We start from the raw sequence: 17017 nt of genomic DNA, 5'->3' as shown, positions 1-17017 counted from the left end.
CTCAGCCGTTGTCGCCCGCATCGAGCATGTGTTCGGGCCGTACCCATTGGTCGAACTGCTGGTCGCTGACATAGCCCAGCGCCAGTGCGGCCTCGCGCAAGGTACTGCCTTCGGCATAGGCCTTTTTGGCAATCTCGGCGGCTTTGTCGTAGCCGATGTGCGGGTTCAGCGCTGTCACCAGCATCAGCCCGCGTTCCAGGTGGTCGGCCATTTGCTGAGGATCCGGCTCAAGCCCGGCAATACAGTGCTGCTGGAAGTTATGGCAGCCGTCGGCCAGCAGTTCGATCGACTGCAGCAGGTTATGGATGATCACCGGCTTGAACACGTTGAGCTGAAGGTGCCCCTGGCTGGCGGCAAAGCCGATCGCGGCGTCGTTGCCCAGCACCTGGCAGGCCAGCATCGACAGCGCCTCGCATTGGGTCGGGTTGACCTTGCCGGGCATGATCGAGCTGCCCGGCTCGTTGGCCGGCAACCGCACTTCCGCCAGCCCGGTGCGCGGGCCGGAGCTGAGCAAGCGCAAATCGTTGGCCAGTTTCATCAGGGTGATCGCCAGGGTTTTCAGCGCCCCGGCCAGGAGCGTCAGTGGTTCATGCCCGGCCAGCGCGGCGAATTTGTTCGGTGCGCTGACGAAGGGCAGCCCGGCCAGGGCCGCAAGCTCTGCGGCGATGGCTTCGGCAAAGCCTTTCGGCGCGTTCAGGCCGGTACCGACTGCCGTACCGCCCTGTGCCAGCTCGTAGACTGCCGGCAGTGTCGAGCGGATTGCCCGTTGTGCGTAGTCGAGTTGGGCGACATAAGCCGACAGTTCCTGGCCGAAGGTAATCGGTGTGGCGTCCATCATGTGGGTGCGCCCGGTCTTGACCAGGTGCTGATGACGCACCGACTGTTCTGCCAGGCCCGCAGCCAGTTCGCTGATCGCCGGCAGTAGCCGCGCATGTACTGCCTGTGCTGCGGCGATGTGCATGGCGGTGGGGAAGCAGTCGTTGGAGCTCTGCGAGCGGTTGACGTGATCGTTGGGGTGGACCGGGGTTTTCCCCCCTCGGCCCTGGCCGGCGAGCTCGTTGGCGCGGCCGGCAATCACCTCGTTGACGTTCATGTTGCTCTGGGTGCCGCTACCGGTCTGCCAGACCATCAGCGGAAACTGCTCGTCGTGTTGCCCGGCCAGTACCTCGTCAGCGGCTTGCTCAATCAGCCGGGCAACGTCGGCTGGCAGGTTGCCGTTACGCACGTTGACCCGGGCGGCCGCCTTCTTGATCAGCGCCAGGGCGTGCAGGACAGCCAGCGGCATTCGTTCCTTGCCAATTGCGAAGTTGATCAGCGAGCGCTGCGTCTGGGCGCCCCAGTAGGCCTGATCCGGAACTTCGACCGTTCCCAGGCTGTCTGTCTCGTTACGGCTCATGCTGCGGTCACTCCTTTGTCGTCTGATTCCGCAGTTTAGGTCCTGATTCGACACGGCGGTTTCTTTACGTGTCGATCCACTTGAGCGCTCAGCCCGAGTCGGCGCAGAATGCTCTACTCTGAGGTGCCACCTCTTCCGACAATTAAGGATTTCCGATGACCCGTCTTCGCGCCCTTTGCACCGCAGTTGTACTGGTTTGTGCCAGCGGCCAGGTGCTTGCCGATACTGCCAGCCACAATGCCAGCGCCGAAGCCTTCCTTAAGCTGGCGCACGCCGACAAGCTCGGAACCCCGGTCTACATGCAAGTGCAGCAGATGTTCGCCCAGCGCTTTGAACAGACCAAGGCACCTGCTTCGAAAAAGGCTGTGCTGGACAGCTACCAGGCCAAGGCCAATGCCGCCCTTGACCAGGCGATCGGCTGGAACAAGCTCAAGCCCGATATGGTTAAGCTCTACACCAGCACCTTCAGCGAAAGCGAGCTGAAAGACCTGGTGAAGTTCTACGAGTCGCCACTGGGCAAGAAAGTCCTGGAAAAAATGCCGATGGTCACCCAGCAGTCGGCTCAGTTGACCCAGCAGAAACTGGAAAGCGCAGTACCGGTGGTCAACAAGCTGCTGTCTGACATGACCACCGAACTGGACCCGTCCGCGGGCAAGGCCGCGCCGGCCAAGAAGCCGTAAGCGGAGCCCGTCATGTCGATGCAGCAACGAATTGAGCAAAGCCTGGCCGCCCTGGCCCCGCAGCACCTTGAAGTGCGTGATGAAAGCCACATGCACAGCCGTGGCCAGGAAACCCACTACAAGGCGATTTTGGTCAGTGAGCAGTTCGAGGGGCTGAACAGCGTCAAGCGCCACCAGAAGGTGTACGCCACCCTGGGCGAGTTGATGAGCCAGTTCCACGCCTTGGCCTTGCATACCTACACGCCGCAGGAGTGGGAAAAGGTCGGTGCAGCCCCGGCCTCGCCAACCTGTGCCGGTGGTAGCAAACACTGATTTTGCTGCCGGGTTTTTGTTAGAATGTGCAACGCGCCGCTCGTCGGCGCGTTTTTTTTGACACCCGGTTCGTCCTTTGCGAGGACAGCCACCTGGAGAATCAAGGCATGACCCAAGCTATCGTCGTGGCGGCGCTGTACAAATTCGTTACCCTCGAAGATTACGTCGAACTGCGTGAACCGCTGCTCGAAACGATGACCGCCAATGGCGTCAAAGGCACCCTGTTGCTGGCTGAAGAAGGCATCAACGGTACGGTGTCCGGTACCCGTGAAGGCATCGATGGCCTGCTGGCCTGGTTGCGCAGCGATGCGCGCCTGGTAGACATCGACCACAAAGAGTCCTACTGCGATGAGCAGCCGTTCTACCGCACCAAGGTCAAACTGAAGAAAGAGATCGTCACCCTGGGTGTTCCGGGCGTCGACCCGAACAAGAAGGTCGGTACCTACGTCGAGCCCAAGGACTGGAACGCACTGATCAGCGATCCGGAAGTGCTGTTGATCGATACCCGTAACGATTACGAAGTGTCCATCGGCACCTTTGAAGGGGCGATCGACCCGAAAACCACGACCTTCCGTGAGTTCCCCGAGTACATCAAGGCCAACTTCGACCCAAGCCGTCACAAGAAAGTCGCCATGTTCTGCACCGGCGGCATTCGCTGTGAAAAAGCCTCCAGCTACATGCTCGGCGAGGGGTTCGAAGAGGTCTATCATCTCAAGGGTGGTATCCTCAAATACCTTGAGGAAGTGCCGCAGGAAGAGAGCCGCTGGGAGGGCGAGTGCTTCGTCTTCGACAACCGGGTCACCGTTCGTCATGACCTGAGCGAAGGCGATTATGACCAGTGCCACGCCTGCCGCACGCCGATCAGCGTGGAAGACCGTGCTTCGGAGCACTACTCGCCAGGTATCAGCTGCCCGCACTGCTGGGACAGCCTGAGCGAGAAGACGCGCCGCAGCGCCATCGACCGGCAGAAGCAGATCGAACTGGCCAAGGCCCGCAACCAGCCGCACCCGATTGGCCATAATTACCGCAAAGCTGCCGAGGTTTGATGATGTCCGCTCGCCTGCTCTATGTGATGGACCCGATGTGCTCCTGGTGCTGGGGTTTTGCACCAGTGGCCGAGGCCCTGATCGCCCAGGCGCACGCGGCGGGGGTGCCGACCCATCTGGTGGTCGGTGGCCTGCGTAGCGGTAGCAGCGCACTTGATGTGTCTACCCGACGCTACATCCTTGAGCACTGGCAAGCGGTGCACGAAGCGACTGGCCAGCCGTTTCGCATTGAAGGGGCGATGCCCGAGGGTTTCGTCTACGACACCGAACCTGCGTGCCGCGCCTTGGTGACGGCACGCAGCCTTGACCCGCAACGCGCGTGGGGCCTGCTCACGCTTATCCAGCAGGCCTTCTATGAGCGCAGCGAAGATGTCACCCGTGCGCCGCAATTGGTTGAACTGGCTACCCAGGCAGGCTTTGAGCGTGCGGTGTTTTCCGAGCGCTTCACCAGCGCCGAGCAACGCCAGGCCACGGCTGCCGATTTCGTCTGGGTGCAGGATTTGGGTATTGCCGGTTTCCCGACCCTGCTGGCCGAGCGCAATGGCCAGTTGGCGCTGTTGACCAACGGCTACCAGCCTCAAGACGCGTTGGCGCCGTTGCTCGGTCGTTGGCTGGAGCGCGCCGCTCATGCTTGACCTGCCGGGCTCACCCGACCCGGTGCCGGGTTCACCGGCAAGTCATGGCGATCGTCTGAGCTGGGCTGAAATTCGTCGCCTGGCACTGCAACATAAAAAAGCCCTGTGGATCGCCAATGGCGTTGCCGTGCTGGCGGCGCTGTGCAGTGTGCCGATCCCGCTGTTGCTGCCGCTGCTCGTCGACGAAGTGCTGCTGGGGCATGGCGACGCCGCGCTGAAATGGATGAATCAGTTTCTGCCGCAGGCTTGGCACGTGCCCGCTGGCTATATCGGCCTGATGCTTCTGGTGACCCTGTGCCTGCGGGTATTCGCGCTGGCATTCAACGTGGTTCAGGCCAGGCTGTTTGCCGGTTTGGCCAAAGACATCGTCTACCGCTTGCGTATCCGCCTGATCGAGCGGCTCAAGCGCATCTCCCTGAGCGAGTACGAAAGCCTTGGCAGCGGAACGGTCACGACGCACCTGGTGACCGACCTCGACACCCTGGACAAGTTTGTCGGTGAAACCCTCAGCCGCTTCCTAGTAGCGGTACTGACCTTGACCGGTACGGCCGGCATCCTGATCTGGATGCATTGGCAGTTGGCGCTGTTGATCCTGCTGTTCAACCCGTTGGTGATTTTTGCCACCGTGCAATTGGGCAAGCGGGTCAAGCACCTGAAAAAACTGGAGAACGACAGCACCTCGCGGTTTACCCAGGCGCTGGCCGAAACGCTGGATGCCATTCAGGAAATTCGAGCCGGTAACCGCCAGGGCTATTTCCTTGGGCGACTGGGGGTACGTGCCCAGGAGGTTCGCAACTATGCCGTCGCCTCGCAGTGGAAGAGTGACGCCAGTGGGCGTGCCAGTGGCCTGTTGTTCCAGTTTGGTATCGATATTTTCCGCGCGGCGGCAATGCTCACCGTGCTGTTCTCCGACCTTTCCATTGGCCAGATGCTGGCCGTGTTCAGCTACCTGTGGTTCATGATCGGGCCGGTGGAGCAGTTGTTGAACCTGCAATACGCCTACTACGCCGCTGGCGGTGCGCTGACCCGCATCAACGAACTGCTGGCGCGTGACGACGAACCGCAGTTTGCCGGGGGCGTCGACCCGTTCAAGGGCCGTGACACCGTTGGCATCGACGTGCGCGGCCTGCGTTTTGCCTACGGCGAGGAGCCGGTGCTCGACCAGCTCAACCTGTCGATCGCACCCGGCGAAAAAGTGGCGATAGTCGGTGCCAGCGGTGGCGGCAAGAGCACCTTGGTGCAGTTGTTGCTGGGGCTCTACACACCGCAAGCCGGGACGATCCGCTTCGGTGGCGCGACCTTGCAGGAAATTGGCCTGGAAACCTTGCGTGAGCAGGTGGCCGTGGTGTTACAGCACCCCTCGCTGTTCAACGACACCGTGCGCGCCAACCTGACCATGGGCCGCGACTGCACCGACGAAGCATGCTGGCAGGCATTGGGCATTGCCCAGCTAGATGGCACCATTGCTGCGCTGCCTCAGGGCCTGGACAGCGTGGTAGGGCGCTCCGGGGTACGCCTGTCCGGTGGGCAGCGTCAGCGTCTGGCCATTGCCCGGATGGTACTGGCCGAGCCCAAGGTGGTTATCCTCGATGAAGCCACGTCTGCCCTGGACGCGGCGACCGAGTACAACCTGCATCAGGCCCTGGCCCGTTTTCTCAGTGCCCGCACGACCTTGATCATCGCCCACCGCCTGTCGGCGGTGAAGCAGGCAGACCGTGTTCTGGTGTTCGATGGGGGGCATGTTGCCGAGGACGGTTGCCATCAGCAGCTCATCGCTGATGGCGGTTTATACGCCAAACTGTACGGGCATCTGCAACAAAGTTGAGCGGGAAAAGCGAATTTTGAGGTAAAGGCCATTTGCCCTGGTGGCAAATATCCTAGTCTGTTGTAGGTTTAGACTCATACGGCTCTGCAACAAGGGACCTCATGAAGGGAAAACGGACTCTCGAAGCGCCAAAGTTGCTGGGCATCATTTGGCCATTTGTCGCGGTCGTGCTGTTTCAGGCGTTGCTAGGAAGCATCAGCCTTTACGCGCTCTCGGCTGTGCGTGGTTACGTGGGTGGCGAAAGCCTCTGGTCCAAGGGCCAGAAGGACGCCATCTACTACCTTACGCTGTATGCCGACAGTGGCGATCAGGCGGCGTTCGAGAAGTACCAGCGGGCTATCGCCGTGCCCATGGGGGGGCATGAGCTGCGCACCGCACTGGATTTGCCGACACCGGACATCGCAGCGGCTCGCAAGGGCATGTTGCAGGGTGGCAACCACCCCGATGACGTCTCCAGTGTGATCTGGTTGTACCTGAATTTTCGTCATGTCAGTTACCTGGAAAAGGCCATTCAACTGTGGGCCGTCGGCGACGGCTTCGTGCAGCAACTCGACACTCTTGCCCAGGAAATACGCCAAGGCTTTGCGCGTGGGAAGGCCTCGGCCAGGAAAGTGGCCGACTGGAAGGCCAGGATTGCCTCGATCAATGAGGGCGTGGCGCCTGCCGCCAAGGCGTTCAGCGATGCCTTGAGCGAAGGCTCGCGGGTGCTCCTGCGCCTGTTGCTGTTCATCAACGTGGCGACCGCATTGTTCCTGATTGCCCTGGCCTGGAAGCGCTCGCACAAGCTGCTGGTTCAGCGCCAAGCCTTTGCCAGTGCGCTGCAGGTTGAAAAAGAGCGTGCGCAAGTCACCCTGGCGTCGATTGGCGATGGTGTGATAACCACCGACGTCGATGGCTGTATTACCTACATGAACCCGGCTGCCGAGCAGTTGACCCACTGGGATGCCCAGCAGGCGCAGGGCTTGCCCTTGGCGGCACTGTTCAATCTGCTTGATGAGCATGCCGAGAAGGACAGCCTGACGCTGATTGAGCACATTCTCAACGGCACCCTGCATGAAGGCGGTGAGCATGCCAAGCTGATTCAGCGGCTCGATGGCAGCACCGTTTCCGTCGCCCTGGTGGGCGCGCCGATACTCAACGAAGGGCGTATCAGTGGCGTTGTAGTGGTGCTGCATGACATGACCCAGGAGCGCCAATACATTGCCAACCTGTCCTGGCAGGCCACCCATGACGCCCTGACAGGGTTGGCCAACCGCCGGGAATTCGAGTTCCGCCTGGAGCAGGCGCTCGCAGGCCTGAGCCGAAGTACGGCGCGCCATTCATTGCTGTTCCTGGACCTGGATCAGTTCAAACTGGTCAACGACACCTCTGGCCATGCGGCGGGTGATGAGTTGCTGCGGCACATTTGTGCCTTGCTTCAGGGTGGGTTGCGTGAAGGGGATACCTTGGCGCGTCTCGGGGGGGATGAGTTCGGCATCCTGCTGGAAAACTGCCCGCCGGAACAGGCCGAGCGCATTGCCGAAAACCTTCGTCAGACAGTGCAGAGCCTGCATTTTGTCTGGAAAGGGCGCCCGTTCATGACCACGGTCAGTATTGGCCTGGTTCCCCTCAGCCAGCCTCCGGCTACCCTGGAAGCGTCGTTACGGGCCGCGGACATGGCGTGTTATATGGCCAAGGAGAAGGGGCGTAACCGCGTTCAGGTCTACCATGCCGACGACACCGAGTTGTCCATGCGCGTTGGTGAAATGGCCTGGATTCAGCGTTTGCACGTCGCATTGGAAGAAAACCGCTTTTGCCTTTACTCCCAGGAAATTGCTGCACTGGGTGAGCCTGGCAATGCCGGTGGGCACCTTGAGATTCTTCTGCGGCTGCACGATGAGAGTGGGCGCACCATCCTGCCTGACAGCTTTATCCCGGCCGCCGAACGATACGGGTTGATGACCGCGCTGGACCGTTGGGTCGTGCGCAACGTGTTTCAGGTGATTCGCGAAGCCCTGGACAGGCCGCGCCAAGGGCCGTTGGCCATGTGCGCGATCAACCTGTCCGGGAGCAGTATCGGCGACGACAACTTCCTTGAATACCTGCACCGCATGTTCAGCGAGTTTTCGATTCCACCGCAGCTGGTCTGCTTTGAAATCACTGAAACCAGTGCCATTGCCAACCTGGGTAGCGCCATTCGTTTCATCAACGACTTGAAGGGGTTGGGCTGCAGGTTCTCGCTTGATGACTTCTGCGCAGGCATGTCGTCGTTCGCCTATTTGAAACATTTGCCAGTAGACTTCCTTAAGATCGACGGAAGTTTCGTCAAGGACATGCTGGATGACCCGATTAATCGGGCGATGGTCGAAGTGATCAACCACATTGGCCATGTCATGGGCAAACGCACGATCGCCGAGTTCGTCGAAACCCCGCTGATTGAACAGGCCTTGCGGGAAATTGGCGTGGACTACGCACAGGGGTACCTCATCGAGCGTCCGGCGGTGTTTTCGTGCGACAGCCTGCAGCGCAAACGTGCGCCGGAGCGCGCTCAGATGATGAAGGCGCCAGGAACGTTTCGCTGAACATTAACAATCACAAGGAAAAGGAGCTGACAGTGACTGATGCATTTGTTCGAATCGGTCCGTTGATGGATCCCGCCAGTTACCCGCTCTGGGCCCAACAGTTGATTGAAGCCTGCAGCGAAAGTAAGCGAAAGGTGGTCGAGCACGAGCTTTACCAGCGTATGCGAGATAACCGCTTGGGGGCTCGAACGATGCGTCAGTACCTGATTGGTGGCTGGCCGGTGGTTGAACAGTTCGCCCTGTACATGGCACAGAACCTGACCAAGACCCGCTTTGCCCGCCATCCCGGTGAGGACCTGGCGCGCCGCTGGCTGATGCGCAACATTCGCGTCGAACTCAATCATGCCGATTATTGGCTGAACTGGTGCCATGCCCATGGCGTCAGCCTCGACGACCTGCAGGCGCAGCAGGTGCCGACAGAGCTGCAGGCGTTGAGCCACTGGTGCTGGCACACCAGCTCGGCAGACCCACTGATCATCGCGATTGCAGCGACCAACTATGCCATTGAAGGGGCTACCGGCGAGTGGTCGGCCTTGGTCTGTTCTACCGGTGCCTATGCCGAGGCGTTTCCGGAAGCGCAGCGCAAGCGCGCCATGAAGTGGCTGAATCTGCACGCTCAGTATGACGATGCGCACCCATGGGAGGCGCTGGAGATCATCTGCACGCTGGCTGGCAATAACCCGTCCAAGGCCTTGCAGGCCGAGCTGCGGCAGGCCATCTGCAAGAGTTACGAATACATGTACCTGTTCCTTGAGCGCTGCATGCAAATGGAAGTGTCGCATGAGCGCCAGAGCCCCCGCGAACGGATGGCTCTGGTGCAAGGCTGAAGCTTACTGCGCGTCGAACGCCTGGCCGTTGATGCCGGCGCTGTCCGGGCCCATCAGGTACAGATACACCGGCATGATATCGGCCGGCAGCGGATTGCTTTCGGGGTTTTCGCCCGGGTAGGCCTGGGCGCGCATGCTGGTGCGGGTTGCGCCTGGGTTGACACTGTTGGCGCGCACAGGGGCAACGCCCTCCAGCTCATCTGCCAGGGTTTGCATCAGGCCCTCGGTGGCGAACTTCGAGACGCCATAGGCGCCCCAGTAGGCGCGGCCTTTGCGGCCAACACTGCTGGAGGTGAAGATCACCGAAGCGTCCTCCGACAGCTTCAACAGTGGCAGCAGGGTGCTGGTCAGCATGAACGTGGCGTTCACGTTGATATGCATCACCCGCATGAAGTTGTCGCCAGACAGCTGTTCAATCGGTGTCCGTGGGCCAATGATCGAGGCGTTGTGCAGCAGGCCGTCGAGCCGACCGAACTCATTCTCGATCATCACCGCCAGTTCGTCGTACTGGTGTGGCAGCGCCGTTTCCAGGTTGAACGGAATGACCACCGGTTGTGGATGCCCGGCCGCTTCGATTTCGTCATAGACCTGGGTCAGGTTGGCTTCGGTCTTGCCCAGCAGTAGCACCGTCGCACCGTGGGCAGCGAAGCTCTTGGCGGCGGCTGCGCCGATGCCGCGACCAGCGCCAGTGACAAGGATGACCCGGTCTTTGAGCAGGTCGGGGCGGGCGGAGTAGTCGAACATGGTGTTTACCTCTAAATAGTCGCTATCAGCAGCCGCAGAGTGCGCTGTCGATCACCTTGCGCAGTTCCAGTGGATGGTCGACCACCACGTCCGCACCCCAGTTGTTCGGGTTGTCTTCGGGGTGGATATAGCCATAGCGCACGGCAGCGGTGCGGGTGCCGGCATCGCGCCCCGACTCGATGTCACGCAGGTCGTCGCCCACGAACAGCACGCTGGCCGGGTCCAGGTTCAGGGTTTTGCAGGCCAGGATCAGTGGCTCTGGATCGGGCTTGCTGTTCTTTACATGGTCCGGGCAGATCAGCAGCGCCGAACGCTCGGCCAGGCCGAGTTGTTGCATGATCGGCTCGGCGAAGCGCACGGGCTTGTTGGTGACCACACCCCACAGCAAGTTGCCTTTTTCGATGTCGGCCAGCAATTCGGCCATGCCGTCGAACAGGCAGCTGTGGACCGCGCAGTTGGCCTGGTAGCGCTCAAGGAACTCCAGGCGCAGTGCTTCGAACGCAGCGTCGGCTGGGTCCAGCGCGAAGGTTGCCGAGACCATGGCCCGGGCACCACCGGAAATCACATCACGGATTCTCTGTTCGTCTACGGGGGGCAGGCCGCGGTCGGCCAGCATGGCCTGGCAGATGGCGACGAAGTCCGGCGCCGTATCCAGCAAGGTGCCATCCATGTCAAAAAGTACGGCTCGCAAACGCATGCTCATTCCTCGCGCAGGGTTTGAATCATGTAGTTGACGTCGACATCGGCCGCCAGCTTGTAATGCTTGGTCAGCGGGTTGTAGGTCAGGCCGATGATGTCCTTGACGCTCAGGCCGGCTTCACGGCTCCAGGCGCCCAGTTCCGAGGGGCGGATGAACTTCTTGAAGTCATGGGTGCCACGCGGCAGCAACTTCATGATGTACTCGGCACCAATGATCGCAAACAGGTACGCCTTGGGGTTGCGGTTGATGGTCGAGAAAAATACCTGGCCGCCCGGTTTGACCATGCGGTAGCAGGCGCGAATCACCGAGGATGGGTCAGGGACGTGCTCCAGCATCTCCAGGCAGGTGACCACGTCAAACTGGCCTGGCATTTCCTCGGCCAGAGCTTCGGCGGTGATCTGCCGGTACTCAACGTTCACGCCCGATTCCAGCTGGTGCAGTTGGGCGACGGCCAGCGGTGCCTCACCCATGTCGATACCGGTGACGGTCGCGCCGCGCTGGGCCATGGATTCGCTGAGAATGCCGCCGCCGCAGCCAACGTCGAGCACCTTCTTGCCGGCCAGCTTGACGCGCTCGTCAATCCAGTTGACCCGTAGCGGGTTGATGTCGTGCAGCGGTTTGAACTCGCTTTCGCGGTCCCACCAGCGGTGGGCGAGGGCTTCGAATTTGGCGATTTCAGCGTGGTCGACGTTGCTCATGGAACAGTCCTCTGAAGCTTCAATAATACGTTACGGGTCGGCAGTGGGGCTGGCGACGGGTTATTCGTGATGGCCGCCAATGCGCTGGCCCCAGGCGCGGGCTGCGCTGCTCAGGGCCTGTTCGTCCAGGCGCGTCAGGCGCCGCTCGTCCAGCAGTTGCTTGCCGTTGACCCAGACATGCTTCACGCAGTCACGGCCGCAGGCGTAGATCAGTTGCGAAACCGGATCGTAGACCGGCTGCTGAGCCAGGCCCGAAAGGTCGAAGGCGGTCAGGTCGGCGGCCTTGCCCAGCTCCAGTGAGCCGGTAATCGCATCAAGGCCCAGTGCGCGTGCGCCATTGAGGGTCGCCATGCGCAGGGCGCGGTGTGCGTCCAGTGCGGTGGCCGAGCCAGCCACTGCCTTGGCCAACAGGGCCGCAGTGCGTGTTTCGCCGAGCAGGTCGAGATCGTTGTTGCTGGCCGCGCCGTCGGTTCCAACGGCGACGTTGACGCCGGCTTGCCACAGGCGTTCGACCGGGCAGAAGCCGCTGGCCAGTTTCAGGTTCGATTCCGGGCAGTGGACAACGTTGGTGTTGCTTTCTACCAGCAGCGCCAGGTCTTCGTCGCTGACCTGGGTCATGTGTACCGCCTGCAGGCGCGGGCCAAGCAGGCCGAGGCGGGCCAGGCGTGCCAGAGGGCGCTCGCCACGCTGCTCAAGCGACTGCTGGACCTCAAAGGCGGTTTCCTGGATATGCATGTGAATCGGCGCGTCCAGTTCCTCGGCGATCACCCGGATTTTCTCCAGGTTCTCGTCGCTCACCGTGTAAGGCGCGTGCGGGCCGAAAGCCACGGTAATGCGTGGATGGTGGCGCAGGTCGCCGAACAGCTCGACGCCCTGGTGCAGCGCTTCATCGGTGCTGCGTGCGCCAGGAATCGGGAAGTCCAGCAGGGGAATGGCGATCTGGGCGCGAATGCCGCTCTCGTGTACGCGCTCGCTGGCAATCTTCGGGAAAAAGTACATGTCCGAGAAGCAGGTGATGCCGCCCTTGAGCTGCTCGGCGATAGCCAGGTCGGTACCGTCGCGCACGAAGGCTTCGTCGACCCAGCGGCTCTCGGCCGGCCAGATGTGCTTTTCGAGCCAGGTCATCAACGGCAGGTCGTCGGCCAGGCCACGGAACAGGGTCATTGCCGCGTGGCCGTGTGCGTTGATCAGGCCGGGGCTGAGCAGGCAGCCTGGCAACTCGCGGATCTCCCCGGCGCCGTGGCGCAAGGCATCTTCGCGTGGGCCCACGAAGGCGATCTTGCCGTCACGGATGCCCAGGCCGTAGTCCTTGAACACCACCCCGGCCGGTTCGACGGGCACCAGCCAGGTTGGCAGGAGCAACAGGTCGAGGGGGGTGGCAAGCTTCGGCATGGCAGAAAATCCAAGGGCTAAAGGAGTAAGGGCGAAGTATACCCGAGCGCCCGCGCCTGGGGATCGTTATAATCATTCGCTTTTGATGTCTGAATGGTGGGGTGAGGCATGCGCGATCGACTGTTGGCTGCAGAGAAGGTAAAGGCCATCGATTGGCGAGACGGTGCCTTGTACCTGCTCGACCAGCGCATCCTGCCAGCGGAGGAAACCTGGCTGGCGTATACCGATGCGCACGGTGTGGCCGAGGCGATTCGTTCCATGGTGGTGCGTGGCGCACCTGCAATTGGCATCAGCGCTGCCTATGGCATCGTTTTGGCAGTGCGTCAGCGCCTGGCCGCCGGTGGCGACTGGAAAGCGGCGCTGGAAGAAGATTTCACTGTTCTGGCCGAGTCGCGGCCAACCGCAGTCAACCTGTTTTGGGCGCTGAACCGCATGCGCGAGCGCCTGGAACGCCTGAAGAGTACCGATGACCCGCTGGCGCTCATGGAGGCTGAGGCCATCGCGATTCACGAAAGTGACCGCGAGGCCAACCTGACCATGGCTCAGCTGGGTGTCGAGCTGATTCGCAAGCATCAGGGCAGCGAGCAGGCGGTACTGACCCACTGCAACACGGGTGCGCTGGCAACGGGTGGTTTTGGTACTGCGCTGGGGGTGATTCGCGGTGCCTGGCTGGAGGGCATGATCGAGCGCGTCTACGCCGATGAAACCCGGCCCTGGTTGCAAGGCTCGCGGCTGACCGCCTGGGAACTGGCCAACGAAGGCATTCCGGTGACCCTGAATGCCGATTCGGCGGCGGCTCACCTGATGAAGACCAAGGGCATTACCTGGGTCATCGTCGGGGCAGACCGCATCACTGCCAATGGCGACGTGGCGAACAAGATCGGTACCTACCAACTGGCGGTCAACGCTATGCACCATGGTGTGCGTTTCATGGTGGTGGCGCCGAGTTCGACCATCGACATGAGCCTGGCCAGTGGCGATGACATCCCGATCGAAGAGCGTGCCGGCAGTGAGTTGCTGGAAGTCGGCGGGCAGCGCGTCGGTGCCGATGTCGATGCCTTCAACCCGGTATTCGACGTGACCCCGGCGGACCTTATCGACGCCATCGTCACCGAGAAAGGCATCGTCGAGCGCCCGGATACCGCGAAAATGGCTCAATTGATGTGCCGCAAGCGCCTGCATTGACTGAGTGGCCCTTGGCGGCCTTTATCGTCGCGGGTGCTAGGGTGCCTGCACCGGCGACGCTTTGCCGTACTCCCAAGCCCTCGGCGACTGTGGTAACATCCGACGGTTTCCAAGACCGCTCAATTTGGCTGTCTTTACTGCGCAGATCCATGGCTTAACTCGTTGATTTGTCGTAAGTCGTTGCAGGGCAGCAGCTTTGCGGCGGCGAGCTTCGTTCGTCCGATCACGGATGTGGCGGAGTTTCACCAGAAAAAGGAATCAGGCTTCTCATGGGCGAACTGGCCAAAGAAATCCTCCCGGTCAATATCGAAGACGAACTGAGACAGTCCTACCTCGACTACGCGATGAGCGTCATTGTCGGGCGAGCACTGCCCGATGCGCGTGATGGCTTGAAGCCCGTGCATCGTCGTGTTCTGTTTGCGATGAGCGAGCTGGGTAACGACTGGAACAAACCGTACAAGAAATCTGCCCGTGTGGTCGGTGACGTGATCGGTAAGTATCACCCTCACGGTGACACGGCGGTCTACGACACCATCGTACGTATGGCTCAGCCTTTCTCCCTGCGCTACCTGCTGGTCGACGGCCAGGGTAACTTCGGTTCGGTCGACGGCGACAACGCAGCCGCGATGCGTTACACCGAAGTGCGCATGACCAAGCTGGCCCACGAGCTGCTGGCCGACTTGCACAAGGAAACCGTCGACTGGGTGCCCAACTACGATGGCACCGAGCAGATCCCGGCGGTCATGCCGACCCGTATCCCGAACCTGCTGGTCAACGGTTCCAGCGGTATCGCCGTGGGCATGGCCACCAACATTCCGCCGCACAACCTGGGCGAAGTCATCGACGGTTGCCTGGCGCTGATCGATAACGCGGACATCACGGTCGATGAACTGATGCAGTTCATCCCGGGTCCGGATTTCCCGACTGCGGCCATCATCAACGGCCGTGCCGGCATCATCGAGGCCTACCGCACGGGCCGTGGCCGCATCTACATGCGCGCCCGCTCCACGGTCGAAGACATCGACAAGGTCGGTGGCCGTCAGCAGATCGTGGTCACCGAACTGCCGTATCAGCTGAACAAGGCACGGTTGATCGAAAAAATCGCCGAGCTGGTCAAGGAAAAGAAACTCGAAGGTATCACCGAGCTGCGTGACGAGTCCGACAAGGACGGTATGCGCATCGTGATCGAACTGCGTCGTGGCGAGGTGCCTGAGGTCATTCTCAACAACCTCTATGCCCAGACCCAGCTGCAAAGCGTGTTCGGCATCAACGTTGTCGCGCTGATCGACGGCCAGCCAAAGGTTCTGAACCTCAAGGACCTGCTTGAGGCATTCGTTCGTCACCGCCGTGAAGTGGTTACCCGTCGTACCGTATTCGAGCTGCGCAAGGCGCGTGAACGTGGCCATATCCTTGAAGGCCAGGCGGTTGCTCTGTCCAACATCGACCCGGTCATCGCCTTGATCAAGGCATCGCCAACCCCGTCCGAGGCCAAGGAAGCGCTGATCAGCACCCCTTGGGAGTCCAGTGCCGTGCAGGTCATGGTCGAGCGCGCTGGCGCCGATTCCTGCCGTCCGGAAACCCTCGACGAGCAATACGGCCTGCGCGACGGCAAGTACTTCCTGTCGCCTGAACAGGCTCAGGCGATCCTTGACCTGCGTCTGCACCGCCTGACAGGCCTGGAGCACGAGAAGCTGCTGGCCGAGTACCAGGAGATTCTCAACCAGATCGGCGAGCTGATCCGCATCCTCAACAGCGCCGAGCGCCTGATGGAAGTGATCCGCGAAGAGCTGGAACTGATCCGTGCCGAATACGGCGACGTGCGCCGCACCGAAATTCTCGACGCGCGCCTCGACCTGACCCTGGGTGACATGATTCCGGAAGAAGACCGGGTTGTGACCATCTCTCATGGCGGCTACGCCAAGACCCAGCCGCTGGCGGCCTACCAGGCCCAGCGTCGCGGCGGTAAAGGCAAGTCGGCGACCGGCGTCAAGGACGAGGACTACATCTCGCACCTGCTGGTTGCCAACAGCCACACCACGCTGCTGCTGTTCTCCAGCAAGGGCAAGGTGTACTGGCTGAAAACCTACGAAATCCCTGAGGCCTCGCGTGCCGCCCGCGGTCGTCCGCTGGTCAACCTGCTGCCGCTGGATGAGGGTGAGCACATCACCACAATGCTGCCGGTCGAGGAATACACCGAAGGCCACTTCATCTTCATGGCGACCGCCAACGGTACCGTGAAGAAGACCCCGCTGGAGCAGTTCAGCCGTCAGCGCAGCGTTGGCCTGATCGCGCTGGAGCTGGACGAGGGCGATATCCTGATTTCCGCTGCCATTACCGATGGCGAGCGTGAGGTCATGCTGTTCTCCGACGCGGGCAAGGTGACACGCTTCAAAGAGTCCGACGTACGTGCCATGGGCCGTACCGCGCGCGGTGTGCGCGGCATGCGTCTGGGCGAAGGTCAGAAACTGATCTCGATGATCATTCCGGAGGAGGGCAGCCAGATCCTCACCGCGTCCGAGCGTGGCTACGGCAAGCGTACGGCGATCACCGAGTTCCCAGAGTACAAACGCGGCGGCCAGGGTGTAATCGCCATGGTCAGCAACGAGCGTAACGGCCGCCTGGTCGGTGCAGTTCAGGTGCAGGACGGTGAGGAAATCATGCTGATTTCCGACCAGGGCACCTTGGTACGCACCCGCGTCAGCGAAGTGTCCAGCCTGGGTCGTAATACCCAGGGCGTAACCTTGATCAAACTGGCGAGCGACGAGACCCTGGTGGGCCTTGAGCGCGTGCAGGAGCCTTCCGAAGAGGAAGGTGACGAGGAAGGTTTCGAAGGTGAAGCCGACACCGCCGTCGATGCAGATGCAGACGTTGATACCGACGTTGATGCTGGCGCTGACGCGGACGCAGAAGAAGCGCCGCAGGAATAGTGTAAACGCGGATTTTATGTGGGAGGGCCTGCGGGGCTGGTAATCGGCCTCGCAGCGAATCCCGCAGACATCAAGAGCAGAGCGAGAGT

Annotated in this window: 14 protein-coding genes; 9 read left to right on the top strand and 5 right to left on the bottom strand. The window is 61.3% G+C overall.

From position 1 onward, the window contains the following. Window position 1: 1 nt before the first annotated feature. Window positions 2-1396, bottom strand: a complete 1395-nt coding sequence (locus ACZ9H3_RS09435) for a class II fumarate hydratase (protein WP_330523867.1) — start codon at window positions 1394-1396, stop codon at window positions 2-4. 155 nt (window positions 1397-1551) lie between these two features. Here ACZ9H3_RS09435 and ACZ9H3_RS09430 point away from each other — a divergent pair, with 155 nt between their 5' ends. From ACZ9H3_RS09430 to ACZ9H3_RS09400, 7 genes are all read left to right on the top strand, one after another. Then, on the top strand, window positions 1552-2076 hold the full coding sequence (locus ACZ9H3_RS09430; RefSeq protein WP_065760840.1) for a DUF2059 domain-containing protein: 525 nt from the start codon (window positions 1552-1554) through the stop codon (window positions 2074-2076). Window positions 2077-2088: 12 nt separating this feature from the next. Continuing rightward, window positions 2089-2388: a BolA family protein gene (locus ACZ9H3_RS09425; RefSeq protein WP_065760841.1), complete on the top strand. Its 300-nt coding sequence runs from the start codon at window positions 2089-2091 to the stop codon at window positions 2386-2388. A gap of 107 nt (window positions 2389-2495) precedes the next feature. Beyond that, window positions 2496-3434, top strand: coding sequence for an oxygen-dependent tRNA uridine(34) hydroxylase TrhO (trhO, locus tag ACZ9H3_RS09420; RefSeq protein ID WP_177442419.1), 939 nt, complete (start codon window positions 2496-2498; stop codon window positions 3432-3434). 2 nt (window positions 3435-3436) lie between these two features. Then, window positions 3437-4069 carry a DsbA family protein gene (locus ACZ9H3_RS09415; RefSeq protein WP_476220512.1) on the top strand — a complete coding sequence of 211 codons (633 nt, stop codon included), beginning with the start codon at window positions 3437-3439 and terminating at the stop codon, window positions 4067-4069. Then, complete coding sequence (locus tag ACZ9H3_RS09410) at window positions 4062-5894, top strand: ABC transporter ATP-binding protein (RefSeq protein ID WP_102053755.1); 1833 nt, start codon at window positions 4062-4064, stop codon at window positions 5892-5894. Before ACZ9H3_RS09415 ends, ACZ9H3_RS09410 begins: the two co-directional genes overlap by 8 nt. A gap of 101 nt (window positions 5895-5995) precedes the next feature. Then, window positions 5996-8455: an EAL domain-containing protein gene (locus ACZ9H3_RS09405; RefSeq protein ID WP_102053756.1), complete on the top strand. Its 2460-nt coding sequence runs from the start codon at window positions 5996-5998 to the stop codon at window positions 8453-8455. 32 nt (window positions 8456-8487) lie between these two features. Further along, the gene (locus ACZ9H3_RS09400; RefSeq protein ID WP_476220509.1) at window positions 8488-9282 is read left to right on the top strand and encodes a TenA family transcriptional regulator; all 795 of its coding nucleotides are present in this window, start codon (window positions 8488-8490) and stop codon (window positions 9280-9282) included. Between the two features lie 3 nt (window positions 9283-9285). Here ACZ9H3_RS09400 and ACZ9H3_RS09395 read toward each other — a convergent pair whose 3' ends face one another. The 4 genes from ACZ9H3_RS09395 to ACZ9H3_RS09380 are packed head-to-tail and all read right to left on the bottom strand — an operon-like array spanning window position 9286 to window position 12816. Further along, window positions 9286-10026: a YciK family oxidoreductase gene (locus tag ACZ9H3_RS09395; RefSeq protein ID WP_065760847.1), complete on the bottom strand. Its 741-nt coding sequence runs from the start codon at window positions 10024-10026 to the stop codon at window positions 9286-9288. Between the two features lie 25 nt (window positions 10027-10051). Next, window positions 10052-10723: an N-acetylmuramic acid 6-phosphate phosphatase MupP gene (mupP, locus tag ACZ9H3_RS09390; RefSeq protein WP_102053758.1), complete on the bottom strand. Its 672-nt coding sequence runs from the start codon at window positions 10721-10723 to the stop codon at window positions 10052-10054. Window positions 10724-10725: 2 nt separating this feature from the next. Next, window positions 10726-11424 carry a bifunctional 2-polyprenyl-6-hydroxyphenol methylase/3-demethylubiquinol 3-O-methyltransferase UbiG gene (gene ubiG / locus ACZ9H3_RS09385; RefSeq protein ID WP_065760849.1) on the bottom strand — a complete coding sequence of 233 codons (699 nt, stop codon included), beginning with the start codon at window positions 11422-11424 and terminating at the stop codon, window positions 10726-10728. 60 nt (window positions 11425-11484) lie between these two features. Beyond that, window positions 11485-12816 carry a TRZ/ATZ family hydrolase gene (locus ACZ9H3_RS09380; protein ID WP_102053759.1) on the bottom strand — a complete coding sequence of 444 codons (1332 nt, stop codon included), beginning with the start codon at window positions 12814-12816 and terminating at the stop codon, window positions 11485-11487. A gap of 108 nt (window positions 12817-12924) precedes the next feature. On the opposite strand from ACZ9H3_RS09380, the gene mtnA reads away from it, so the two are divergent. Together mtnA and gyrA are read left to right on the top strand one after the other, a co-directional pair. Next, on the top strand, window positions 12925-14001 hold the full coding sequence (gene mtnA / locus ACZ9H3_RS09375) for an S-methyl-5-thioribose-1-phosphate isomerase (RefSeq protein WP_476220505.1): 1077 nt from the start codon (window positions 12925-12927) through the stop codon (window positions 13999-14001). Between the two features lie 269 nt (window positions 14002-14270). Then, window positions 14271-16928 (top strand): DNA gyrase subunit A, encoded by a 2658-nt coding sequence (gyrA, locus tag ACZ9H3_RS09370; protein WP_330523862.1) that lies wholly within the window; start codon window positions 14271-14273, stop codon window positions 16926-16928. Window positions 16929-17017: the final 89 nt, after the last annotated feature.

Source organism: Pseudomonas sp. TE3910, from assembly GCF_056279025.1.
The sequence above is the reverse complement of the archived record's forward strand: the minus strand, read 5'-3'. Positions and strand labels throughout refer to the sequence as shown.